General features: G+C 47.8%; 23 protein-coding genes. 12 read left to right on the plus strand and 11 right to left on the minus strand.

The window, feature by feature from the left end; genetic code table 11:
* Window positions 1-8 precede the first annotated feature (8 nt).
* Together ACWJJ4_RS01265 and ACWJJ4_RS01270 are read right to left on the minus strand one after the other, a co-directional pair.
* Window positions 9-1,022 (minus strand): FecCD family ABC transporter permease, encoded by a 1,014-nt coding sequence (locus tag ACWJJ4_RS01265; protein WP_025853649.1) that lies wholly within the window; start codon window positions 1,020-1,022, stop codon window positions 9-11.
* A complete protein-coding gene (locus ACWJJ4_RS01270) occupies window positions 1,023-2,021 on the minus strand; it encodes a FecCD family ABC transporter permease (RefSeq protein ID WP_046341504.1) in 999 nt (332 codons plus the stop codon).
* Between the two features lie 241 nt (window positions 2,022-2,262).
* On the opposite strand from ACWJJ4_RS01270, the gene ACWJJ4_RS01275 reads away from it, so the two are divergent.
* The 7 genes from ACWJJ4_RS01275 (at window position 2,263) to licH (ending at window position 8,584) form a co-directional block, all read left to right on the plus strand.
* The gene (locus tag ACWJJ4_RS01275) at window positions 2,263-2,853 is read left to right on the plus strand and encodes a DNA-3-methyladenine glycosylase (protein WP_003150858.1); all 591 of its coding nucleotides are present in this window, start codon (window positions 2,263-2,265) and stop codon (window positions 2,851-2,853) included.
* Window positions 2,854-2,904: 51 nt separating this feature from the next.
* Window positions 2,905-3,039 carry a hypothetical protein gene (locus ACWJJ4_RS01280; RefSeq protein WP_369719122.1) on the plus strand — a complete coding sequence of 45 codons (135 nt, stop codon included), beginning with the start codon at window positions 2,905-2,907 and terminating at the stop codon, window positions 3,037-3,039.
* 147 nt (window positions 3,040-3,186) lie between these two features.
* Window positions 3,187-5,127: a transcriptional regulator LicR gene (licR, locus tag ACWJJ4_RS01285; protein WP_167860524.1), complete on the plus strand. Its 1,941-nt coding sequence runs from the start codon at window positions 3,187-3,189 to the stop codon at window positions 5,125-5,127.
* Between the two features lie 98 nt (window positions 5,128-5,225).
* The gene (gene licB, locus ACWJJ4_RS01290) at window positions 5,226-5,534 is read left to right on the plus strand and encodes a PTS lichenan transporter subunit IIB (RefSeq protein ID WP_003150863.1); all 309 of its coding nucleotides are present in this window, start codon (window positions 5,226-5,228) and stop codon (window positions 5,532-5,534) included.
* Window positions 5,535-5,549: 15 nt separating this feature from the next.
* Window positions 5,550-6,908, plus strand: a complete 1,359-nt coding sequence (celB, locus tag ACWJJ4_RS01295) for a PTS cellobiose transporter subunit IIC (RefSeq protein ID WP_039253354.1) — start codon at window positions 5,550-5,552, stop codon at window positions 6,906-6,908.
* An 18-nt stretch (window positions 6,909-6,926) separates the two neighbouring features.
* Entirely contained in the window at window positions 6,927-7,259 is a 333-nt protein-coding gene (gene licA / locus ACWJJ4_RS01300; protein ID WP_003150867.1) for a PTS lichenan transporter subunit IIA, read from the plus strand.
* Window positions 7,256-8,584: a 6-phospho-beta-glucosidase LicH gene (gene licH, locus ACWJJ4_RS01305; RefSeq protein ID WP_003150870.1), complete on the plus strand. Its 1,329-nt coding sequence runs from the start codon at window positions 7,256-7,258 to the stop codon at window positions 8,582-8,584. Before licA ends, licH begins: the two co-directional genes overlap by 4 nt.
* A 40-nt stretch (window positions 8,585-8,624) precedes the next feature.
* Here the strand turns inward: licH and ACWJJ4_RS01310 are convergent, their stop codons facing one another.
* From ACWJJ4_RS01310 to ACWJJ4_RS01335, 6 genes are all read right to left on the minus strand, one after another.
* Window positions 8,625-9,716, minus strand: a complete 1,092-nt coding sequence (locus tag ACWJJ4_RS01310; protein WP_025853645.1) for a branched-chain amino acid aminotransferase — start codon at window positions 9,714-9,716, stop codon at window positions 8,625-8,627.
* Window positions 9,717-9,899: 183 nt separating this feature from the next.
* Window positions 9,900-11,078, minus strand: a complete 1,179-nt coding sequence (gene dltD / locus ACWJJ4_RS01315) for a D-alanyl-lipoteichoic acid biosynthesis protein DltD (RefSeq protein ID WP_015387523.1) — start codon at window positions 11,076-11,078, stop codon at window positions 9,900-9,902.
* Window positions 11,079-11,315, minus strand: coding sequence for a D-alanine--poly(phosphoribitol) ligase subunit 2 (dltC, locus tag ACWJJ4_RS01320; protein WP_003150875.1), 237 nt, complete (start codon window positions 11,313-11,315; stop codon window positions 11,079-11,081).
* Between the two features lie 16 nt (window positions 11,316-11,331).
* Complete coding sequence (dltB, locus tag ACWJJ4_RS01325) at window positions 11,332-12,513, minus strand: D-alanyl-lipoteichoic acid biosynthesis protein DltB (RefSeq protein ID WP_012118762.1); 1,182 nt, start codon at window positions 12,511-12,513, stop codon at window positions 11,332-11,334.
* Window positions 12,510-14,021: a D-alanine--poly(phosphoribitol) ligase subunit DltA gene (dltA, locus tag ACWJJ4_RS01330; RefSeq protein ID WP_070082563.1), complete on the minus strand. Its 1,512-nt coding sequence runs from the start codon at window positions 14,019-14,021 to the stop codon at window positions 12,510-12,512. Before dltA ends, dltB begins: the two co-directional genes overlap by 4 nt.
* A 15-nt stretch (window positions 14,022-14,036) precedes the next feature.
* Window positions 14,037-14,186 carry a teichoic acid D-Ala incorporation-associated protein DltX gene (locus ACWJJ4_RS01335; RefSeq protein ID WP_003150882.1) on the minus strand — a complete coding sequence of 50 codons (150 nt, stop codon included), beginning with the start codon at window positions 14,184-14,186 and terminating at the stop codon, window positions 14,037-14,039.
* 443 nt (window positions 14,187-14,629) lie between these two features.
* Here ACWJJ4_RS01335 and ACWJJ4_RS01340 point away from each other — a divergent pair, with 443 nt between their 5' ends.
* The 3 genes from ACWJJ4_RS01340 (at window position 14,630) to ACWJJ4_RS01350 (ending at window position 17,449) form a co-directional block, all read left to right on the plus strand.
* Window positions 14,630-15,565 (plus strand): 1,4-dihydroxy-2-naphthoate polyprenyltransferase, encoded by a 936-nt coding sequence (locus tag ACWJJ4_RS01340; RefSeq protein WP_454021373.1) that lies wholly within the window; start codon window positions 14,630-14,632, stop codon window positions 15,563-15,565.
* A 131-nt stretch (window positions 15,566-15,696) separates the two neighbouring features.
* Entirely contained in the window at window positions 15,697-16,329 is a 633-nt protein-coding gene (locus ACWJJ4_RS01345; protein WP_007407732.1) for a GTP pyrophosphokinase, read from the plus strand.
* A gap of 259 nt (window positions 16,330-16,588) precedes the next feature.
* Window positions 16,589-17,449: a glycosyltransferase family 8 protein gene (locus tag ACWJJ4_RS01350; RefSeq protein WP_003150888.1), complete on the plus strand. Its 861-nt coding sequence runs from the start codon at window positions 16,589-16,591 to the stop codon at window positions 17,447-17,449.
* A gap of 56 nt (window positions 17,450-17,505) precedes the next feature.
* Here ACWJJ4_RS01350 and ACWJJ4_RS01355 read toward each other — a convergent pair whose 3' ends face one another.
* Window positions 17,506-19,263, minus strand: a complete 1,758-nt coding sequence (locus tag ACWJJ4_RS01355; protein ID WP_326374907.1) for a S8 family peptidase — start codon at window positions 19,261-19,263, stop codon at window positions 17,506-17,508.
* A 161-nt stretch (window positions 19,264-19,424) separates the two neighbouring features.
* Here ACWJJ4_RS01355 and celB (ACWJJ4_RS01360) point away from each other — a divergent pair, with 161 nt between their 5' ends.
* The gene (celB, locus tag ACWJJ4_RS01360; RefSeq protein WP_094247389.1) at window positions 19,425-20,759 is read left to right on the plus strand and encodes a PTS cellobiose transporter subunit IIC; all 1,335 of its coding nucleotides are present in this window, start codon (window positions 19,425-19,427) and stop codon (window positions 20,757-20,759) included.
* Window positions 20,760-20,785: 26 nt separating this feature from the next.
* Here celB (ACWJJ4_RS01360) and ACWJJ4_RS01365 read toward each other — a convergent pair whose 3' ends face one another.
* Window positions 20,786-21,169 carry a VOC family protein gene (locus tag ACWJJ4_RS01365; protein WP_003150894.1) on the minus strand — a complete coding sequence of 128 codons (384 nt, stop codon included), beginning with the start codon at window positions 21,167-21,169 and terminating at the stop codon, window positions 20,786-20,788.
* Between the two features lie 94 nt (window positions 21,170-21,263).
* On the opposite strand from ACWJJ4_RS01365, the gene ACWJJ4_RS01370 reads away from it, so the two are divergent.
* Window positions 21,264-22,451, plus strand: coding sequence for a class I SAM-dependent rRNA methyltransferase (locus ACWJJ4_RS01370; protein ID WP_146283952.1), 1,188 nt, complete (start codon window positions 21,264-21,266; stop codon window positions 22,449-22,451).
* A gap of 185 nt (window positions 22,452-22,636) precedes the next feature.
* On the opposite strand, the gene ACWJJ4_RS01375 is transcribed toward ACWJJ4_RS01370, so the two are convergent.
* Window positions 22,637-23,398: a MerR family transcriptional regulator gene (locus tag ACWJJ4_RS01375; protein ID WP_146284630.1), complete on the minus strand. Its 762-nt coding sequence runs from the start codon at window positions 23,396-23,398 to the stop codon at window positions 22,637-22,639.
* Window positions 23,399-23,464 lie beyond the last annotated feature (66 nt).

Below are 23,464 nucleotides of genomic sequence, written 5' to 3' on the forward strand. Positions count from 1 at the left end.
TCCTTGTTTTATGATTTGATTTTCATGACGAGATAGAGAAAATACGGCGCGCCGATGGCTGCCGCAACCACGCCGGCCGGAATGGCGTTCGGCTGAAACAAAGACCGGCCGATGGTGTCTGCCGCGACAAGAATGACAAGGCCGATTAATCCCGCAATCGGAATAATATGCTGATGCATGGTGCCGACGAGCCGTCTTGCCAAGTGAGGGGCGGCAAAGCCGATAAAGCCGATTCCGCCGGCCATCGCGACGCTCGCGCAGGACAAGCCGACCGCTATGGCGATCAGCATGATCCTTTTTCTCTGCACGTGTGCGCCGAGCCCCGCGGCTGCCTGGTCACCGAGCATTAAAATATTCAAAGACCGGGCGTTCAGCCATGCAAGCGGTGCGAGAATGCCGATCCAGGGCAATAGCGACCACACGTGAATCCAATCTCTGCCCCAGACGTTTCCCACCAGCCAGCGGGAAGCGAATGTATAAGTTTCTTCATTCAGGCGCAGCGACATAAACAATGTAACGGCGCTGAAGCCCGCGGAAACGGCGATCCCGACCAACAGCATGCGGATCGTTAAAAAACCGTTCAGCCTGTCGTACGTAAGCACTACGATCAGCAGGGCGGCGAGTGTTCCGCCCGCAAACGTAAACAGCGGGATGAACATCGACGCCTGCGCCTCCAGGGAATGAAAGAATGTGATATACATCATCAAACCGAAGGAAGCGCCGGCATGCAGTCCGAGAATGCCCGGATCGGCAAGCGGATTTCGGGATACACCCTGCAAAACAGCGCCCGACACGCCTAAGCCGATACCGGCCAGCATCGTCACCAAAATCCGGGGGAGCCGGTAATCGAATAAAACGGTCGTGCTTTGAAACGTGCCGTATCCGAACAGCGTTTTTCCCACGGTGAGGGGAGAAAGCCGGAATGAGCCCGTATGCAGCCCGATCAGAATAATGCAAACGGCGATGACCAGCAGAACGAGACCTGCCGCCGCCGCTTTTTTTGTTTCTTTCTGCACTTTCATTTATAAGTCTCTCCCTTCCTTGCGGGCAATATAAAGAAAGAAAGGGACACCGACAAGTGCGACCATGATGCCTATCGCCAATTCTCTCGGGGGACTGACCGTGCGTGAGGCCAAGTCGGCCAAAATCAAAAGAATCGCGCCGAGCAACGCGGACATCGGAATAATCAGCCTGTACGTAACGCCGACGATCTTGCGGGCGATATGAGGAATGACCAGCCCGACAAAGCCGATCGCGCCGGCAGCGGAAACAGACACACCGGCAAGAACGACGGCGATCATTAATCCCGCGGCACGCGTCAGAGCCGTGTTCACCCCTAAATTCGCCGCCACGTCATTTCCCATTGAGAGAAGGGTGACGGACCGGCCCATGAATGTCGCGAGAATGATGAAGACCGCAATCACGGGAACAAGGACTTGTAAATGAGCCCACTTGATCCCTGACACCCCGCCGGCGTACCAGAAGGCCAAATCCTGGCTTAAATCGTAATAAATCGCTACACCGGTACTGAGTGAATGTAAAAGCGCGGCCACGACCGCCCCGGCAAGCGTCACCTTTAAAGGTGTCATGCTGCCTTTTCCCGCCGCACTGATAAAGAAAATCAAGCCGGTGCTTGCCAGTGCTCCCAAAAATGACATCACCATCAGCAGGGCATATGACAAATGAGGGAAAAAAGCAAAGCTGAGCGCAACAACAAACATGGCGCCCGCGTTTACGCCTAAGACACCCGAATCGGCAAGCGGATTTCTCGTGACACCCTGCATGAGGGCGCCGGCTGCGGCAAAAGCGGCTCCTGTAACGGCCGCGCCGAGCACTCTCGGAAGACGCAATTCATGAATGATCTGCTGGCCCGTTATGTTCGGATTGTAATCAGCAACAGCCGACCAAACCGTATGTAAAGTAATGTCTTTCGCGCCGAATGAGACGGCGAAAAAAATAGAAACAAGCAGCCCGACCACCGCGATCAGGAAGAAAACCCCGTTTTTTAAGATGCTGATCAGACGGCTTGCGGACGTGACAGAATCGCTCAAAAATCAATTCACCTACTTTTATGATCATTGTCCGGCATTTATTGAATATGAGAATCATTTTCATTTGAACCATCATATTATACCGGGCCGATTTTCAAAACGCAATAGAGTGTTCAACAATGATGCCCTTTTTTCTTTCATGTTTATATTGTAAAAAAGAAGTGAAAAACGTGAAAGAGGAAATCGCTATATTCAGAAAGGAGGGAGGCAAATGGCGGGAGAAGGAAAGCCTTTGCCGATTGAATTTTACCAGAGACCGTCAGTGGAGCTTGCCCCTTTATTGCTCGGCTGTCTCCTGGTGAAGGAGACGGATGAGGGAACGGCTTCAGGTTTTATCGTGGAAACGGAAGCTTATATGGGAGCGGATGACCGGGCGGCGCACAGCTTCGGCAACCGGCGCACGAAACGGACGGAAATTATGTTCCATGAGGCGGGCCGCATTTATACATACGTCATGCACACTCATACATTAATGAACGTCGTCGCCGCGGACATCGGCATTCCGCAGGCCGTGTTAATCAGGGCGGCGGAGCCTCATGAAGGACAGTTCCTGATGGAGAGCAGGAGACCGGGCAGACCCCCGAGAGAGTGGACAAACGGCCCGGGAAAACTGACGAAGGCGATGGGCATTTCAATGAACGACTACGGCGGCATGATCACGGAACCGCCGCTGTATATTACGGAGGGCTTTACGCCTGAACATATATCAACAGGCCCGAGAATCGGGATTGACAACAGCGGAGAAGCCCGGGATTATCCGTGGCGCTATTGGGTGACGGGGAACCGGTATGTCTCACGCTGACCATGTTTATAAACGCTGATAACAGGGGAAAGACAAGGTAAAAGAAAGGGGATTCAGACATTGAAAAAATTTTTCAAAACGATTATCAAATGGGCGCCCGTCATCTATCCGATCATCAGAAAAATCATAAAAGAACGGAAGGCATCTAAGCGGAACCGCATGTCCGCATCCCGAACAGCCGGCTGATCCGGCTGTTTTTTTTACGGGCTTGGCATCGGATTGCCGCATTGACTTGAAATCCTCCCCAGTATAGAATTTACATACATTTACCCCTTCCTCATTCTTTTTGCCCATTTTTCACGTCTGCATCTGATCTGATAGGAGGTTTTTCTCATGCTTCATGGGCGGCTTCGTGAACTTCTGCGCTTGCTTTTAGCTGCTGAAACACCGGTTACAAGCTCAGTCATCGCTGCAAATGTAAAGGTAACGACGCGGACGGTCCGCAATGACATAAAGGAACTGCAAACCATTGTAGAAAAACACGGCGCATCCATTCAATCTGTCAGAGGGAGCGGCTATAAGCTGCTGATCCGGAATGAGCAGCCGTTTAAAAACTGGCTTCAGGACAATTTCCAGCAGAACAGCACCGTGCCGATTTTTCCCGATGAACGGATAGATTACCTGATGAAAAGAATGCTTCTGGCCGACGGCTACCTCAAGCTGGATGACTTAGCGGAAGAACTGTTCATCAGTAAATCCACACTTCAATCTGATTTAAAAGAAGTCAAAAAACGGCTCCGCCCCTATGACATCATTTTGGAAACAAGGCCGAACTACGGCTTTAAGCTGCGCGGCGAAGAGCTCCGCCTCCGTTATTGTATGGCGGAATACTTAGTGGACGACCGCGAGCCCGAGCCTGATCTCCTGAGTGAAAAGGCCGGTATTCTGCCGAAAGACGACATTCATGTGATTCGCACAGCCATTATGAAGCAGGTTCGAAACCATAAGATCCCGCTTTCTTTCTTCGGCCTGAACAATCTCATCATCCATATCGCCATTGCCTGCAAACGAATCCGGACAGAAAACTATGTATCTCTCATTCCGGAAGATCTTCATGATATTAAGCTCGAAACAGAATATCAGTCAGCGGAAGCCATCGTAAAAGAGCTTGAATCGGCACTTTCGGTCACCTTTCCTGAACAGGAAACCGCCTATATCGCCATTCACCTGCTCGGGACAAAGCGCATGACCCAGTCACAAATGGAAGGAAAAGAGCTTACAAGGCTGATAGACGGGGAAACCAGCCGTTTGACGGAGGCCATGATTGAAGCCATTGAGCGGGAGCTGAAGCTCGGAATCACGGACGACAATGAGCTGAAAGCGGGTCTTGCGCTCCATATCAAGCCGGCGATTAACCGAAACCGGTACGGAATGAACCTGAGAAACCCGATGCTCTCCGCCATAAAGGAAAATTATCCGCTCGCATTTGAAGCGGGAGTGATTGCGGGAATCGTAATCAAGGAGCAAACCGGCATTGATATTCATGAAAATGAGATCGGGTATTTGGCGCTTCATTTCGGAGCCGCGATTGAAAGGAGAAAGACGGAACGGCCGCCTAAACGCTGTCTGATTGTCTGTGCGTCCGGCGCCGGCAGCGCGCAGCTTTTAAGAGAAAAGCTCCGATCCCGGTTCGCAAAGCGTCTTGAAATCGTCGGAACGGCTGATTACTGCAGCCTTGACCAGCTTTCCTTTGAGTCGATTGATTTTGTGGTCAGCACAGTGCCGATCAAAAAAGACCTGCCTGTTCCCGTATTGAAGGTTCATACGCTGTTGGGCGGCGGGGATTTTACAAAAATCGACGCCATGCTGGAAGAAAATCGGGAACAATTGAACTTTCTGAAACCGGAGCTGGTATTTTTGCAGCAGGATCTGGAGACGAAGGAGGACGTCATCCGTTTTCTCGGACAGCAGGTTGCAGAAGCCGGCCTCGCTTCTGATTCTCTGACCGATTCTATTTTTGAAAGGGAAGCGATTTCTCCTACGAGTTTCGGCAATCTTACGGCGATTCCGCACCCGCTCGTTCCGCAGACAGACACGACGTTTTGGGCGGTATGCACGCTGAAGAAGCCGATTGACTGGGCGGATAAGCGTGTCCAATTTGTCTGCCTGCTCTGCGTCGAGAAAGAAAGCAAAGCCGACCTCCAGCATATGTACAAATGGCTCGGCGGGATGTTGGATGATCCGGCCGCGGTAAGCCGTCTCTTAAAATGCACAACCTATCAGGAGGTTTTACGAGTATTCAGAGACAAACGATCAGCACCTTTTTTCCGTTAGCAGCGGAAAAAGCCTGAGTAGTTATGAAAGCGATTTCATAATATGATGGTACTAACATCGAGACATACAAAATATCAAACTTTCAGGAGGTCTTTTACATGAATATATTACTCGTTTGTGCAGCAGGGATGTCAACAAGCTTACTCGTCACCAAGATGGAAAAAAGCGCGCAGGAACAAGGAAAAGAATATAAAATCTGGGCGGTGTCAGGCGATTCAGTCAACCAGCATATTGATAAAGCGGACGTATTGCTGCTTGGGCCTCAAGTCCGTTATTTGCTTCCGCAGCTGAAAAAATTGGGTGAATCAAAAGGAGTGCCGGTTGAAGTCATCAATACCGTCCATTACGGCACTTGCAACGGAGCGGAGGTTCTGAAATCAGCGGAACAGCTCGGAAACGCATCGTAGAAAGGGGCGGGCCGTGTGAATAAGGTGAACCAGTTTTTAGAAGAGAAAGTCATGCCCATTGCCGGAAAAATTGCCTCCCAGCGGCATCTGCAAGCATTGCGTGACGGAATCATCCTCACCATGCCGCTTATCATCATCGGTTCGTTTTTTCTGATCATCGGCAACCTGCCGATTCCGGGATATGCGGATTTCATGGCAAAGACGTTCGGAAGCGCCTGGTCTCAAAAACTGCAATATCCGGTTGATGCGACCTTTGAAATCATGGGCCTTGTCGCCGCTTTCGGAATCGCCTACCGCCTGGCCGAAAAATACGGGGTGGACGCATTATCGGCCGGTGCGATATCTTTGGCGGCGTTTCTCTTGGCAACGCCGTACAAAGTTCCGTTTCTGCCTTCCGGCGCCAAAGAGGAAATCATGGTGGGCGGCGGCATCCCGCTGTCTCTCATGGGAAGCAAAGGGCTGTTTGTCGCGATGATCATCGCCATGCTGTCGACGGAAATTTACCGCCTGATCATCCAGCGGAATTTCGTCTTCAAAATGCCGGACGGCGTGCCTCCCGCGGTCAGCAAATCATTTGTCGCTTTAATTCCCGGCTTTGCCGTCATCTTTCTGATCTGGGGTGCGCGTTTAATTGTCGAAGCGACGCCGTTTGAAAGCCTTCATAACATTGTAAGCGTTGTACTGGGGACGCCGCTCTCGATTCTTGGGGGAAGTCTCGGCGGAAGCCTGGTAGCCGAAGCGGTTCAAATGCTCTTGTGGGCGTGCGGATTACACGGGGCGAACATTGTCGGCGGCGTCATGGCGCCGATCTGGTTCGGAGCGATGGATGCCAACCGGATTGCGTTTCAGGCGGGCGATGCGCTTCCGAATATTTTCACCCAGCAGTTCTTTGAAATCTGGATCAACATCGGCGGAAGCGGCGCGACACTGGCGCTCGTGGTCACCATGTTTCTCCGTTCGCGAAGCAAGCAGATGAAGCAGCTTGGGAAACTCGCCATCGGGCCGGCTGTCTTTAATATTAATGAGCCGATTATTTTCGGAATGCCGATCGTCATGAACCCGATGCTTCTCATTCCGTTCATTATCACACCGCTTGTCACACTGGTCTTTACCTATATCGGCATGAGCACTGGCCTCGTCGCCAAACCTGCCGGCATTGCCGTCCCATGGACGATGCCGCCGATTTTCTCCGGCTATCTTGCCACGGGCGGAAAAATATCAGGGGCTGTCATGCAGGCGATTAATATCATCACAGCCTTTATCGTGTACTATCCGTTCTTCAGAATGTGGGATTCGCAAAAGCTGAAAGAAGAAAACGAACTTGAACAATCGCAGGCGCCAGCCGTACAGGGAGACGAAAAAGCCGTGCTGTAGAGAAAGGGAGTGAAACACATGAATGAAAAAATGGAACAGACCATTTTTCAGATCATCCTGCATGGCGGCAACGGCAGAAGCGCATCAATGGAAGCCATTGCCGCCGCAAAGCGGGGGGACAGAGCCATGGCGGAAGAAAAGTTGCAGGAAGCCGCAAGGGAACTGACCGAAGCCCATCATTACCAGACAGAATTGATCCAAAATGAAGCCGGCGGAGAAAAAACAGACATGACGCTTTTAATGGTGCATGCGCAAGATCATTTAATGAATGCCATGACCGTGAAAGACTTGGCCGCTGAGTTAGTCGAGATTTACGAAAAAGTGAGTCTGCAAGGGGGAGCAAAAATATGACAAAAGGAATTAAAATTGTAACGATCGGCGGAGGTTCAAGCTATACACCGGAGCTTGTGGAAGGCATCATTAAGCGCTATGAGGAACTGCCTGTCAGAGAATTATGGCTCGTCGACATTCCCGAAGGCGAGAAAAAACTCAATATCGTCGGCACGCTTGCAAAACGCATGGTCGAAAAAGCGGGTGTTCCGATAGAGATTCACTTGACGCTTGACCGGAGAGAAGCCTTGAAGGATGCGGATTTCGTAACGACTCAATTCCGCGTCGGCCTTCTTGAGGCCCGCGCCAAAGATGAACGGATTCCGTTAAAATACGGCGTAATCGGCCAGGAAACAAACGGTCCGGGCGGTTTATTCAAAGGGCTGCGCACCATCCCGGTTATTCTGGAAATCGCGAAAGACATCGAAGAGCTTTGCCCGAATGCATGGCTTGTGAATTTCACAAACCCTGCCGGCATGGTTACCGAGGCCTTGCTCCGCTACTCGAACCTGACAAAAGTCGTCGGCCTCTGCAATGTGCCGATCGGCATTAAAATGGGCGTCGCAAAAGCATTGGATGTGGATGTCAGCCGGATCGAAGTGCAATTTGCCGGGCTGAATCACATGGTCTTCGGATTAGATGTTTTCTTAGACGGCGTCAGCGTGAAGGATCAAGTCATTGAAGCCATGGGAGACCCGGAAAACGCCATGACGATGAAAAATATTTCCGGAGCGGAATGGGAGCCTGAATTCCTGAAGGCGCTCGATCTGATTCCTTGCGGCTACCACCGCTATTATTTCAAAACGAAAGAAATGCTCGAGCATGAAATAGAAGCGTCACAGACGGAGGGCACACGCGCCGAGGTCGTGCAGAAGGTTGAGAAAGAACTGTTCGAACTGTACAAAGATCCGAATCTCGCCATCAAACCGCCGCAGCTGGAAAAACGGGGCGGAGCGTACTACAGTGACGCGGCCTGCAACCTGATCAGCTCCATCTATAACGACAAACATGATATCCAGCCCGTCAATACGATAAACAACGGCGCGATCGCCAGCATTCCGAATGACTCAGCGGTCGAAGTGAACTGCGTCATGACGAAAGACGGTCCGAAACCGATCGCCGTCGGTGATCTGCCGGTGTCTGTCCGCGGACTCGTCCAGCAAATCAAATCATTTGAGCGCGTCGCCGCTGAAGCAGCCGTCACGGGAGATTATCAAACGGCGCTTCTTGCGATGACGATCAACCCTCTTGTCCCGTCAGACTCCGTGGCAAAGGCCATTCTGGATGAAATGCTTGAGGCCCACAAAGAACATCTGCCCCATTTCTTTAAGTCGATTGAAGCATAAGAGCAGTAAAAAAACCCGGATTCGCTTCCGGGTTTTTTGCTTATTTTGATTCGCTTAGTGAGGCGACTTTCGTCGTCCAGCCGAACACGTCGGCTTCCGCGCCTTTTTGAATGCCTGTAATGGTATCGTACAATTTCTTCGAGATCTCTCCGGTTTCACCGCTGCCGATGACAAGACTTTCATCATTCCAGATCAGTTCGCCGACCGGAGAAATGACCGCCGCCGTACCGGTTCCGAATGTTTCTTCCAATCGGCCGTCACGATGCGCCTGGATGATTTCATCGATCGAAATCTTCCGCTCAGACACAGTCAGTCCCCAATGTTTGAGAAGGGTGATGACGGAATTTCTCGTAATTCCTTCAAGAATGCTTCCGTTCAGCTCCGGCGTCACGATCTCGCCGCTGATTTTGAAGAAGATGTTCATGCTGCCGACTTCTTCGATGTATTTTTTCTCAATGCCGTCAAGCCATAGAACCTGGGAAAATCCCTTTTCTTCCGCAACCTGCTGCGCCTTCAGGCTTGAAGCGTAGTTGCCGGCCGTTTTCGCATTCCCGGTGCCGCCTTTGACGGCGCGCACGAATTCGTTTTCCACGGCGATTTTTACCGGTTTAATGCCTTCTTTGTAATAAGAGCCGACCGGGGAAAGTATGATAAACAGCTTGTACGTATGGGATGCCGCTACACCGAGGAAAGGCTCAGTCGCAATAATAAACGGACGGATATAAAGGGAAGTGCCTTCCGCTTTCGGAATCCAGTCTTGGTCGATGGCTACGAGCTGTTTCAGGCCTTCAAGAACAAGCTCTTCATCAATGAGCGGGATGCAAAGGCGGTCATTTGACTGGTTCAGGCGCTCCATATTTTTCTCCGGTCTGAACAGAAGCACTTCCTGATCCTTCGTTACATACGCTTTAAGCCCTTCAAAAACGGTTTGGCCGTAATGATAAACCATGGCCGCAGGATCCATTGAGATGGACTGATAAGGGATAATTCTCGGATCATACCAGCCTTGACCGGCGTCGTAATCCATAACAAACATATGGTCGGTGAAAATTCTGCCGAACGCAAGGTTATGGGGGTCCGGTTTCGGTTTTTTGGCTGAAGTCAATTCAACACGAATGTCTTGTTTCATAATGTTCTGTCTCCCTATTGGTGTTATTGTCAAACTTATTTGAAAATAATTTATATTCTATTGTATACCTTCAACAAATATTCGCAATAGTTTTCCTCAAATTTGTGAAAAAATCAAATCACATAAAAAGCAGGGGAGAGAATGCCCCCTGCGTGTTCGTTTTTACGTATTCTGTCATCACCGTGCTCAGTGAACCGTCACCTTGCCGGTTTTGTAAAACTGCTCCATTGCTTTATCGACGTACACCCAGCCCTTCCAGGCGATATGGATGGTGTCTTTCATAAAGTAGGGATCATATTCGTGCCCGGATAAGTCGGCAACCTGAAAGCCCTTCGCTTTAATTTGCTTAGTGACTTTTTTGTAGTAATCAGTCCGGCCTTTTTTCGGGAAGCCGGTGTAGTCATACCATTTTCCGTTGACCGGAATAACCACGAACATCGGTTCAGCGCCGGCATCTTTCAGAATGTCCAGCATATCCTCAAAGTCGTGATATTCGACTGATTTGGCGTACGTTCTTCCTTTGTTGATTCCTTTCACTCTCTTTACTTTCTTCTTAATCTTTTTATAAGAAGCGTCATCGATATAGAAAGGATTGGACTTGGAGCTCCGTTCTCCTAATTGAGCGGCAGCTGTTTTTAACTCTGACCACGATTTCCCTTTCAGGTTTTCAGAGATCGTCCGTTCAGGGCCCTTGGTTTCTCCCATTGAATAATAAAGATCTTTTTTCTCAAGCAGAGAATAATAAGCTTTGGCAGCCGGCATGACCGCTTTCACTTTCCATGATTGTCCGTTGACCATTCCCTTGTATAATTCAGAAAGGACGGCATCATGCTGAACGACTTTAAAACGGAGCATGCGCTTCATCATGTTCTTTTTGACCGCGGGATCAATCTGGTTATTAAATGCTAAATCCAATGCTTGAAGTGATGAAAAATTCGGCGCAAAGTGCTGTTCATCAGAACCTTTTTTGATAAACCATTGCGGAGAAACAATGAATACCAGCTTTTTGCCCTTCAGCTGCTGATAATGCGCCGCAAAGTTCACGGCGTGTATCAAGGATTGGTCCCCGCCTTTTCCGACAAGATAAGGCGTAAAGCCTTGGTTGTTCACTTGGAAATAGTTGGACGGATGAAACTCATCCAGTCTTGAAAGCTCGGAAGAACCGAAAATCGGCATATACTTCGAGTCTTCGAACATTTTGTTTTGCAGATAGAGCCCCTGGAACATATTCGGATTTAAGGCCGCCGCCGACTCTTCGACACGTTTTTCAGGAATGAAGCGCGTAAGCCATGAAGCCGGAACTGCGATAGCTCCGACAAACAGGACAAACGCTAAAATAATTGGTCCAAAGAAACGCTTTTTCATTTACTTCAACTCAGTCAGTTTGTTTACAATGTTGTTTGGCGTATTCCACTCGTCACGGTCAAATTCAGTGATCGGCACTGTAATGCCGAAGCGGTTTTCGATGGCGACCAGCAGTTCTACTGTTCCGAAAGAATCAAGCAGTCCTTCTTCAAAGATTTCAATATCAGGATTTTCTTTCACAGCGTCCTCCTGACAAACTTCAGCTAATACGTCTAATACTTCCTGTTTAAATTCCATGTGTTTTCAATCTCCTTTAGTGATGAAATGGTTTTCCTGAGAAAATATAAAATCCGAAACATACGAAATGGAATGTGATGACGATGGCTAAAAAGGCCGTAAAACGATTGGCGGGCAGCCACTTGTATTTCTTATTCCATTTCTCAAAAAAGTTATACCCGGTCATTAATACGGCGTGGTACAGGCCGTATACAATATATTGCAGGGCGAGTCCGTGCCAGACGCCCATCAGCATGAACAGCAGGAAATACCCGATGTTCGAGACGGCCATCCGGTTCTTTATCCATTTTTTCTTTGTCATCCAGAATACAAAGCGCATAAATACGTAGTCTCTGAACCAGAAGGATAAGGACATGTGCCAGCGGTTCCAGAAGTCTTTAATGTTTTTGCTGATAAACGGCTTATTAAAGTTTTCCGGAGATTTGATACCCATGATATAACTTACACCGACTGCAAACATCGTGTAACCCGCAAAATCAAAAAACAGGTACAAGCTGTATCCGTACATGTACAGCACATTACCCCACAGTTTACTGTGGGTGATATGAGACAGATTCATAATGAAATACGTGTTAATCGCATATCCGATAATGAATTTGTACAAGAAACCGATAAAAATTTTATGAATGCCGGTATACAGTAAATCAGCGTATTCTCCCTTTGTCCATACTTTCTGTTCGTCCTTGGCAAATCTGCGGTATCTGTCGATCGGGCCGGAAGAAATGGTCGGGAAAAACATAATAAAGTACAAAAGGCGGTGAAGCGGCATTTTTTCTTTAATCAGTCCGTCTCTCGTTTCCATGATCAGCTGGACGCCTTTAAATGTCAAATAAGAAATTCCTAAGAAACTGATCAGGTTATGAACCGGGTGATGAGGCGCCGGCGGGAAGAAAAACGGCCATAATTTAGATAAAAACAGGGGTAAAATGGACGCGATCACGGCCATACTGAAGACAAAGCCGCTGTTGGCTTTCAGTCTGTAAGCGAGATAACCCCTGATTAAAAGCACCTGCCACAGCGTAAAGATACATAGTGCGATCACGCCGTGCAGATCATGCGCGAAAATCAAAGCCAATACGATGATGGATATAAACATGTTGTATCCTTGGAATCTCTTGCCGTTCAGCCCTAAAATAATCGTCGGCAAAAGAAGGATTCCAAGTAAGATAAAGAAGAAAAACGAGCTGTAAGGCGTCATACAAGAACCTCTTCGCCAATGCGTTTACGGTCGATTTTTCCGTTCGCAGTCATTTGAATGTGATCCTGATAAATGAATTTTCTCGGAATCATGTAGGCCGGAAGCGAAGCGGCCAGTTCTTTCTTAATGGCGCTTGTCAGCTGGAATTCTTTTTCAAAATCATGTTTTTCAGGCACGATGGCGGCGATTAAATATTCGACTGGTCCGTTAGGCTGATACGGGATGACAACCGCCGTGCGCACATATTGAGACTGCCTTACATGTACTTCGATTTCCTCCAGCTCCATGCGGTAGCCGTGAAGCTTAATCTGGAAATCAAGGCGTCCTTGGCAGAAAATCTGACCATCCTGAACATAACCGGCATCACCCGTGTGATATGCCCACTGGCCGTCAATTGAGAAAAACGCTTTTTCCGTCAGAGACGGTTCACCGAGATAGCCTTTGCTCACGCTCGGGCCGGCGATGATGATTTCCCCTTTTTCTCCGTCCGGAAGCTTATTCCCGTTTTCATCCATGATGAAGATATTCATATCGGGTTTTGCAAAACCGACGGGCAGAGATTCATTTTCATCGATAATCTGCTGCGTAATTTCAACGGAGGTGACGGCAACCGTTGTTTCAGTCGGGCCGTATGTATTGAATACGCGGGCCTTCGGAAAACGGTTTAACAGTTCCTGTGCCACGGCAGCCGGAAGCGCTTCTCCGCAAAACATAAATACTTCTGCCTCAGGCAGGAGCTCCTGCGTAAAGCCGGGGTCCATCAGACACATTTGGACGAAAGACGGCGTCGATGTCCACACGTTCAGTTTGGATTTCTCCAGCTCTTCAAATAGTACTTTCGGTTTATTGATTTTGTCTTTCGTTACGCAGTGCAGCGTACCTCCCGTTTGAAGCGACGGGAAAATGTCCATGACAGATAAATCAAAAGAAAACGGAGCTTGGTTTAAGAATGTCTTACCCCCGCCCACAGGAAAATCCCTGCAGATCCAGTCAGTGAAGCTTTGCAGGTTATCAGCCGATATTTGTACGCCCTTCGGATTTCCCGTGCTGCCGGACGTGTAAATAATGTAAAACGTATCCAGCTCTTTTACCCAGTTCTCACGGCTGAGGTCTGCATCTCCGTCAGCTGCAAGCTCTTCGGGCGTAACGGTTTTAATCAGATTGCTTCCCGTATCGACTGCATCGCCCGATACGCTGATAAGCAGCTCTGCGCCTGAGCTTTCAATGATTTTGACGATCCGCTCCGCCGGAATGGAAACATCGACAGGGATGTAAGGGCGGCCCGCTTTGACGCTTCCCAAGAAAGAAACGATCATATTCGGCTCCATATGTCCGTAAACCAGGACAGGCGCTTTCGAACCGTCAGCTGTATGTTTTTGAATGCCGGACGCAACCCGCTCCGACAAATCCCATAATTCCCCGTAAGTGAGGGAATGATCTAAGGAACGAAACGCTATGGCCTGCGGCTTGGCGTCTGCGTATGTTTTTATAGCATCAAGTAGTTTCATAGTTATCCTCCCCGATTAGAAATCGTTGTAAATATAAGTGCCGGTATTCGCTGTATGAAATCCATACATCCAAAAGAGCAATACTAATATCAGAAAATAAAAGCCCGTATGAAACGTCCATTTGATCAATGTATTTTCATAAGCACGTTTTAATTTTTGCATCATATTCAAAATTCCTTCCCCGCGTATTCAATAATTACACCAGTATATGACGATTAGATTAACAAAAAGTTTCAAAATATGTCTAATATCCTAAGCTTAAAATTTCCTTAAAAATGAATGAGAAACAAAAGGATGGAAAACACGCATGTATAAATTGGAAAATGATCATACTAAAAAAGCGCTGTTCAGGCGGGATTTTTAACTTATCGTAAATATAAACGAGGTAAAAAAATTTTGGCGGCTTTTTCTTAAGCAGGCTTGTGCCGAACCCCAATGGAGAAGGGCGAAAAGCCGTTTCCGGCAGGATAGCTGATAAAGCGCCGCATCTTGTGAAATGAGGAAGAAATTATTATGATAGATAAGGTAGCAGAAAACGTGAAAACCCCAATTCAATACTACTGTTATCGGCTGACTGTGAAAGCCTTTTAATAGAAAGGAAGAGGAAAATGAATCAAAACAATATGGGGGGCAGCCAAAAGACGCCCGAGAAAGAAAGCATGGGCCGCATTTTGTGGCAGCTAACCCGCCCTCATACATTGACGGCATCGTTTGTGCCCGTACTTCTCGGCACCGTATTGGCGATGTTTTACGTAAAGGTTGATTTCCTGCTGTTTTTGGCCATGCTGTTTTCCTGTCTTTGGATCCAGATCGCCACGAACTTATTCAATGAATATTACGATTTTAAACGCGGTTTAGATACGGAGGATTCCGTCGGTATCGGCGGAGCGATCGTCCGCCACGGCATGAAGCCGAAAACAATTCTGCAGCTGGCGCTCGGCTCTTATGCGATTGCCCTCGTGCTCGGTGTTTATATCTGCATGAGCAGCAGCTGGTGGCTTGCGGCTATCGGCCTTGCCGGCATGCTGATCGGCTATCTGTATACGGGCGGCCCGCTGCCGATTGCGTATACACCGTTCGGGGAACTGTTCTCCGGCATTTGCATGGGCTCTGTATTTGTCCTTATTTCTTTCTTCATTCAGACAGGCAGAATTAATGAACAGAGCATTTTGATTTCCATCCCGATCGCCATCCTGGTCGGAGCGATTAACCTGTCCAACAATATTCGTGATATTGAGGAAGATAAAAAAGGCGGACGTAAAACGCTGGCCATTTTGATGGGGCATAGAGGGGCCGTTATGATACTGGCCGCATCTTTTGCCATCGCTTACATCTGGATCGTCGGTCTTGTCATCATAGGTTACACAAGCCCGTGGCTGTTCCTGGTCTTTTTGAGCGTGCCGAAACCCGTTCAGGCCGTGAAAGGCTTTGTGAAAAACGAAATGCCGATGAACATGATTATTGCGATGAAATCAACGGCGCAAACCAATACATTCTTCGGATTCCTGCTTTCAATCGGACTCCTGATCAGTTATTTCCGCTGATCAAATGAAAGGGCAAATGCCATAATCGGCATTTGCTTTTTTTTATGACATAATCTTCACGATATTGTAAAGAACCTGACCGCGGACTGACCCGTCTCATATATGGACAGCAAAGCAAGGAGATGAAAAAAATGGACTTGTCAACAGCCCATATGGATGATTTAAAAACGGTCATGGAAGATTGGAAAAATGAATTATTAGTTTATAAATTCGCTTTAGATGAGCTGGATACGAAGTTTTCTATCATCAGCCAGGAATATAATCTGATTCACGGGCATAACCCGATCGAGCATACAAAATCACGCGTGAAAAGTTTTGAAAGCATCGTCAATAAACTGATGCGAAAAGGCTGCGATGTGACGACGCAGGAAATGAAAGAGCATATTCATGATATCGCGGGTGTCAGGATTATCTGTTCCTTTATTTCCGATATTTATAATGTCGCTGAGGTTCTGAAGCAGCATAAGGACCTGAAGATCGTAAAGGTGAAGGATTATATCAAACATCCGAAGCCGAACGGCTACCGCAGTCTGCATTTGATTATTGAAATTCCCGTTTATTTGACGAATCGTGTGGAATATGTGAAGGCGGAAATTCAAATCCGCACCATCGCCATGGATTTTTGGGCGAGCCTTGAACACAAAATTTATTACAAATTAAATAACGAAGTCCCAAAGCATCTGACCGACGAGCTGAAGGAAGCGGCGGACATCGCCCATTATTTAGACGAAAAGATGCTTGGGATTAAGAAAGAAGTCGATTAAACGATTGACCCGTCACAACCAGCCGGACCGCTTTTATGTGCAGTCCGGCTGGTTGTTTTTATGTTTAGGTGTTTTCGCTTTCCCGCGCGATTTATTCTGACGATGATTCAGGCTGAAATCCTGATTGAATTTGAACAGAGAATGCAATAGATATCAAATCGCAAACAGCACATTCCCGCAGAAAAAATGTGTAAGATCGAGGTTTACTTTTTTAAAAAAGGGAAAGACATTTGTACAACAAAAAGGGAGATGAATATCAGTGGGAAAGAATGAAACAATGCATATCGTATCATGTGCCGATGATAATTATGCTCGTCATTTGGGTGGGATGTTCGCTTCTTTATTGATGAATATGGATAAAACAAGGAATGCCAAATTATATGTGATCGACGGCGGAATTACTGCCGAAAACAAGGACAAGCTTGAACAGACCGCGATGTCATTCGGAACGCCGCTTGAATTTTTAGAAGTAGACGCTGATCAATACAAGCATGCAGTCGAAAGCAGCCACATTACAAAAGCGGCTTATTACCGCATTTCTATCCCTGATTTAATTAAGGATGAGTCCGTAAAGCGGATGATTTACATCGATTGCGATGCAATTGTGATGGAAGATATTTCGGTTTTATGGGACTTGGATATTTCCCCGGCAATAGTTGCGGCGGTAGAAGATGCCGGACAGCATGAAAGACTGAAAAAAATGAATATCAGCGACACTGCCAAGTATTTTAATTCCGGTATTATGATTATAGATTTCGAACCTTGGAGAAAACAGAATATTTCTAAAAAAGTGATTGATTTTATCAATGATAACAGCTCGGAGGATTTTCTCGTGTTTCATGATCAGGACGCGCTTAACGCGATTTTATATGATCAATGGCATGAACTGCATCCGCGCTGGAACGCGCAGACGCATATTATCATGAATGAGAAAACGCCTCCTGAACTGATCGACCGTATACGTTATAGAGAAACACGTGCCGAACCGGCCATCGTCCATTTCTGCGGCGGGGACAAGCCTTGGAATACAGGCACTTCGCACCCGTATCGTGATCATTATTTCCGATATATGTCCTTTACGAAATGGAACACGATTGACCGCCCGGCCATGAACCAATAGGCAGGTGTGATGAAAACGCTTGTGAAGCCGTTGACCGGCTCACAAGCGTTTTTTTATTATTTCACCCGAATCGCACGCACGCGTTTTTGCAGGCTGGTCTTTTCGGCAGACGGCTTCAATCGGCTGACTGCCGTTTGCGCCGCTGATTTTGCTTTTTTCGTCTTGGTTTTTTCCGCCGTTTTTACTTTGTCCCTTGCCTGCTGCAGGTTGAGTTTATCTTTTATCCGGCCAAGCCGTTTTTCCAGAGCGGTTTTTTCTTTTCCCGGCTGGATTTCGCTGACTGCTTTTTGGGCTTTGGCGGTGTTGGCTTCAGAGGTCTTTTTTTCCGCCTGCTTGACGCTGGCCTCAGCTGTTTTCAAAAGGCTTGAGTTGACAGCGTTCAGCCGCTTTTGCAGCCCTTTTTTCTCTGAACCGGCCGGTAATTTGCGGATGGCGCTTTGTGCGGCGTTGACGGCGGTTTTTTTCTTTTGTTTTTCGGCAGTCCGGACTTTGTCTCTTGCGTCCGTCACATTTCTTTCCGTCTGAACTTTATTGATCCGCGCCTCGAGAGCGGTTTTTCCTTTTGACTTGGACAGTTTGCTGACTGCCGTTTTTGCTTCATTGATATCTGCTTGCTTTTTCGTTTTTTCCGCTTTTATTACGGCCCGTTCGGCAAAGCTCTTTTGCTTTGTGTGATATTGCGCCAGTCCGTACCCGAATCGGCTGTCACGTCCGGGAGCGCCCAGATCTTTGACGTTTTGCTGCATCTGCTGCCGGAGCTGTGTATTTGTTTCCTCCGGATATTTCTGCCTGAGCAGCGCGAACATGCCGGTGACGTGCGGCGCGGCTTGAGATGTGCCGTCAGCCGTGGCGTACATTTGATTCAGATATGTGCTCGTAATATTTGTGCCGGGTGCGGCAAATTCAATTTGTTTTCCGGTCGTGGAAAAAGACGCGAGCCCGTTTTTTTCAGTTGACGCTGAGACTGCCGTTACGCTGCTGTAGGCGCCCGGATAATTGACGGGTTTTTTGTTGCCGTCGTTTCCTGCGGCGGCTACGATCACGATTCCTTTTTTGTAAGCTTTGTCAACGGCGTCGTGAAGACTTTTGCTGTCTGCGTTTGTCCCGAGGCTCATATTGATGATGTCCATTTTATTGGCGATCGACCAGTCGATCGCTTTAAGAAGGCTTTTAAGATCTCCCGCACCTTTTCTGTCTAATGCTTTAACCGCGTATAACCGGACATCCGGCGCGATGCCGTCAATGCCGTATCCGTCATGTTTGGCCGCAATGATTCCGGCGACATGCGTCCCGTGTCCGTTGTCATCTTTGTATGAGGAAGTATAACTGACTGCGGAATAGCCTCCGGCAATGGAAAGGTCATCATGAGGATAAATGCCGCTGTCAATGACAGCCACTTTCACCTTTTTCCCCGTCAAGCCTTCTTTCCACGCCTGCTTGACCTGAGTCGGTTCTATATCCCATTGCGGCAGCGCATAACTGCTGCTTTGGGCCGCTGATAACGGGCGGATATCAGAACCGCCTGCTGCCTGAAAGGATACATTGTCTTCTACATATAAGATGTCACGGTCCTGCTTCAGGTCTTTCACCGTTTGTGAATCGGCTGATACGGCGACTGCCGGGAGATGCTGATAGGTCTGTTCCACATCCGCTCCGCTGTCTATGGCGGATTCCTTGCCGTTTTGATTTTTGTACACCACGATAACGTCCCGGTCGTGCGTCTCGGCGTGCGTCTCGGCGTGCGCGGGCGCCGCGGCGGAGAACAGTCCGACGCACAAGGCCGCGGCCATTATCGGTTTCAGGGTGTGATACATTGCGATTCCCCCTTTTTCTTTATATATCGGCAGTGCGGAATTCTTTTTTTCCTGAGGGATAAGGAAAATTTCTGTATGCAAATGTAAGCGTTTCCAAAATATGATGGAGAAAATGCTTTAAGACATCTGCGCAATGAACTCAAAAAGGGGGTTTTTGATAAATGAGTACGTTCAATCGGGTCATGGAAGAAAAAATCATGCCTGTCGCCGGAAAAGTCGCCGGCCAAAGGCACTTAAGAGCTTTGCGGGACGGCATTATTTTGACTATGCCGCTTATCATCATCGGATCGGTTTTTCTGATTCTGACGAGTCTTCCGATTCCCGGTTATGCCGATTTTATGGCTGGTCTTTTCGGTGAAAATTGGGTTGAAAAGCTCGGGTATCCCGTGAATGCGTCCTTTGACATTATGGCGCTTGTCGCCGCCTTTGGGATTGCTTACCGGCTTGCGGAAAGCTATGAGGTGGATGCCCTGTCGTCGGGAGCCATTGCCCTTGCCGCCTTTTTATTGGCGACGCCGTATCAGATTCCGTTTATCCCTGATGGCTCGTCAACAGAGATTATGGTGGGAGGCGGCATACCGATTTCGCTGCTCGGAAGCAAAGGTCTGTTTGTCGCGATGATCATTGCAATGCTGTCTACGGAAGTGTACCGGTTTATTATACAAAGAAATATCGTCATTAAGATGCCTGACGGAGTGCCGCCTGCGGTCAGCAAATCGTTCGTTGCGCTCATCCCCGGTTTCATTATTATTACGCTTGTATGGCTGGCCCGTCTGTTTATTGAAATGACTCCTTTTAAAAGCCTCCACAATGTCGTAGGCGATTTGCTGGGCACCCCGCTGTCTATTTTGGGCGGGAGTCTCGGCGGAAGTCTTATCGCCGAATTCGTGCAAATGCTGCTTTGGTCGTGCGGCATACACGGCGCGTCCATAATCGGCGGCGTCATGTCGCCGATCTGGTACGGGGCGATGGACGCCAACCGTTTGGCTTTTCAGGCGGGAGAAGCGCTGCCGAGCATTTTTACGACACAGTTCTTTCAAATATGGATTAATGTCGGCGGAAGCGGAGCGACGCTTGCCCTTGTGCTGACCATGCTTGTGCGCTCCAGAAGCAAACAGATGAAACAGCTCGGCCGTCTTGGCATCGGGCCCGCGATTTTTAACATTAACGAACCGATTATTTTCGGGATGCCGCTCGTCATGAATCCGCTGTTAATCGTGCCTTTTATTGTTGCGCCGCTCTTGACCATTACGGCGACGTACATCGGGATGAGCACGGGGATGGTGGCAAAACCGGCGGGAATCGCCGTGCCGTGGACGATGCCGCCGCTGATTTCCGGTTATTTGGCGACGGGCGGGAAAATCTCCGGTTCGGTCATGCAGCTGATCAATCTCCTGATTACATTTATCATTTATTATCCGTTTTTCCGAATTTGGGATCTTCAAAAATGGAGAGAGGAACGGGCGGCGGAACAAAACGTCACAGAAGAAACATAAAAAAACGGGCGCTTTCGCCCGTTTTTTTAACGCTGGAAAAATTCGATCCATTCTCCGTCAGGTCCTTCAATGTAAAAGTAGCGGTATCCGTTCGGAAGCGTCGTGATTTCTTCATCAATGAATACGGCGCCCTGACGCTTCGCATGCGTGAACTCCGCCGCGATATCTTCAGTCAATAAAGCGACATGGTGCACTTTTCCTTCTGCGGGAAGCTCGCTGCTGTAGCCCTGGATCAGCTCAATTTCTGTCTCCGGCCCTTCTTGAAAGCCGAGAAAGGCAAGTTCAATAATGCCGTTCGTATGAGTGATACGATCCTTTAACTGCATACCGAGAACGTCTTGGTAAAAGGCGATGGATGTTTCAATATCTTTGACCATAATGCCTGTATGGTCGATTCTTTTGGCTGTCATGGTTTTCCCCCTGTTTTGAATTTTTCGGGACAATGCGGTGTTGATCATGTTTTATGGTACGATAAGAGAAAGCAAAACGAAAGAGGAATGCACAATGAAGCTACTTACAGTGAAAGATACATTTGCCGGAAAGCTGAAAAAAGGATTCCCCCTGATTGAAAAAGACGCTCTGTCCGGAAGCTCGGCTCATTTAACAGAGGGCGATCTTTTTGATGTGACATCCGAGAAGGGTGAGTTTATCGGAAAAGGCTATTACGGTTTGCAGAATAAAGGAGTCGGCTGGGTGCTGTCCCGCGCGAAAGATGAACGGATCGACGGACGTTTCTTTCTGGACAAGCTGAAAAAAGCGGCTGAAGCAAGAACTCATCTGTTTAAGGCGCCCGATACGACGGCGTTCCGGCTTTTCAACGGTGAGGGCGACGGCATCGGCGGCGTCACGATTGACTTTTATGACGGTTATCTGCTGATTCAATGGTACAGTAAAGGCATTTACGCTTATAAGGACAGCATGATTGAGGCGATTGACGGACTGGAGCTTTCTTATAAAGCAATCTATGAAAAGAAACGATTCGATACTGCCGGGCAATACGTGGAAGACGACGATTTTGTCAAAGGCGAAAGAGGGGATTTTCCGGTCATTGTTCAAGAAAACGGCATACGGTACGCGGCGGATTTAAACGATGGGGCGATGACGGGCATTTTCTTAGACCAGCGTCATGTACGCAAAGCGATTCGGGACAAGTATGCAAACGGCAGACGGGTGCTGAATACGTTCTCTTATACGGGGGCATTTTCCGTTGCGGCGGCGCTTGGCGGAGCTGAGAAAACGACAAGCGTCGATGTCGCCAACCGCAGTCTCGCAAAAACGATTGAACAGTTCAGCGCCAACGGAATTGATTATGAGGCGCATGACATTAAAGTCATGGATGTTTTCAAATACTTCGGCTATGCGGAGAAAAAAGGGCTGGCGTTTGACCTCATCATCCTTGATCCGCCTTCTTTCGCCCGCACAAAAAAACGGACGTTCAGCGCGGCGAAAGATTATAAAAACCTGCTGAAGGAAACGATCGCCATCACCGCAAAAAACGGCATCATCGTCGCTTCGACAAACAGCAGCGCCTTCAATATGAAGAAATTTAAAGGTTTTATAGAGACCGCCTTTAAAGAAACAAATGAGCGTTACGACATTTTGGAAGAATACACGCTTCCGGAAGATTTCAAAACGATTCCGGCGTTTAAAGAAGGGAACTATTTGAAGGTTGTTTTCTTGCGGAAAAAATAGGATGATCATTTATAGCGTGGAAAGAGGGGGAAAAGAAAACCCTCTTCCATCGCTTTAATACGGGACAAAATAATCTTCATATCTTACTGTTTAAAGAAAAAAACCGCTATTACTTAGTATCTCATCTGTGCCGAGTAAAGTGGCCTCACTAATCCCTCCGCCCAATTGTATCCTCGATAATGATTTTAATGGGCACCACCCTTTTTTTGAGTATCTATATAAATTGTAATGGCATCACTCATGAGCTTCGCCAACCCTTCACCATACCGGTCGATGTTCTTAGTGAAGCGTTCATCTTCAATATAGAGTTGACCTAATCCGTAAAAGGCATCAAAAGAATATTCACCAAAATTTTCATTGAGAAAATCAAACCACTCTTTGATAGCTGTTTGTACGTCTGGGGAATCGGGAGATTGGTTAATAAGGAGTGCAAATTTATTGAACATTGCAATCCACTTATCAGATAAATCTTTTTGCTCACCATCAGTCATGTTTTTCAATCTAATATTTACCTTATCGACAGGTTGATCACCCCACCGTTTGCGGGCTTCTTGCTCATAAAGATTATGATTGAAGTTCATTCCCTCAAACCGCTCTTTGTTCGTCATGCAAATCTCTCCCATCATATGTTTGATTGATTTATCGATGGTTTCAATCATCTTATCGACTCTATTCCGTTTCTCAATCAACATTTTCTTTTGTAAAATGAATGCTTCCCTTCGGTTAAATGAAGGATTAGTAATGATTTCTTTAATCTCTTTTAAGGAGAAATCGAGCTCCTTGAAAAATAGTATCTGCTGCAGCTGTTCAAGATTCTCTTCAGAATAAAGCCGATAACCGGAATCGGTCGTTTCCTGAGGAGTCAATAATCCAATTTGATCGTAATGATGGAGAGTGCGTATGCTTACTCCAATCAGTTCAGCTACTTCTTTTACTTTCATACCCATCACGTTTGCCGCCTCCTTAATGGCTACTCTAAAGTATTACGCAACGTAAGAGTCAATAGTTGGTTA

Source organism: Bacillus sp. JK62, from assembly GCF_053663455.1.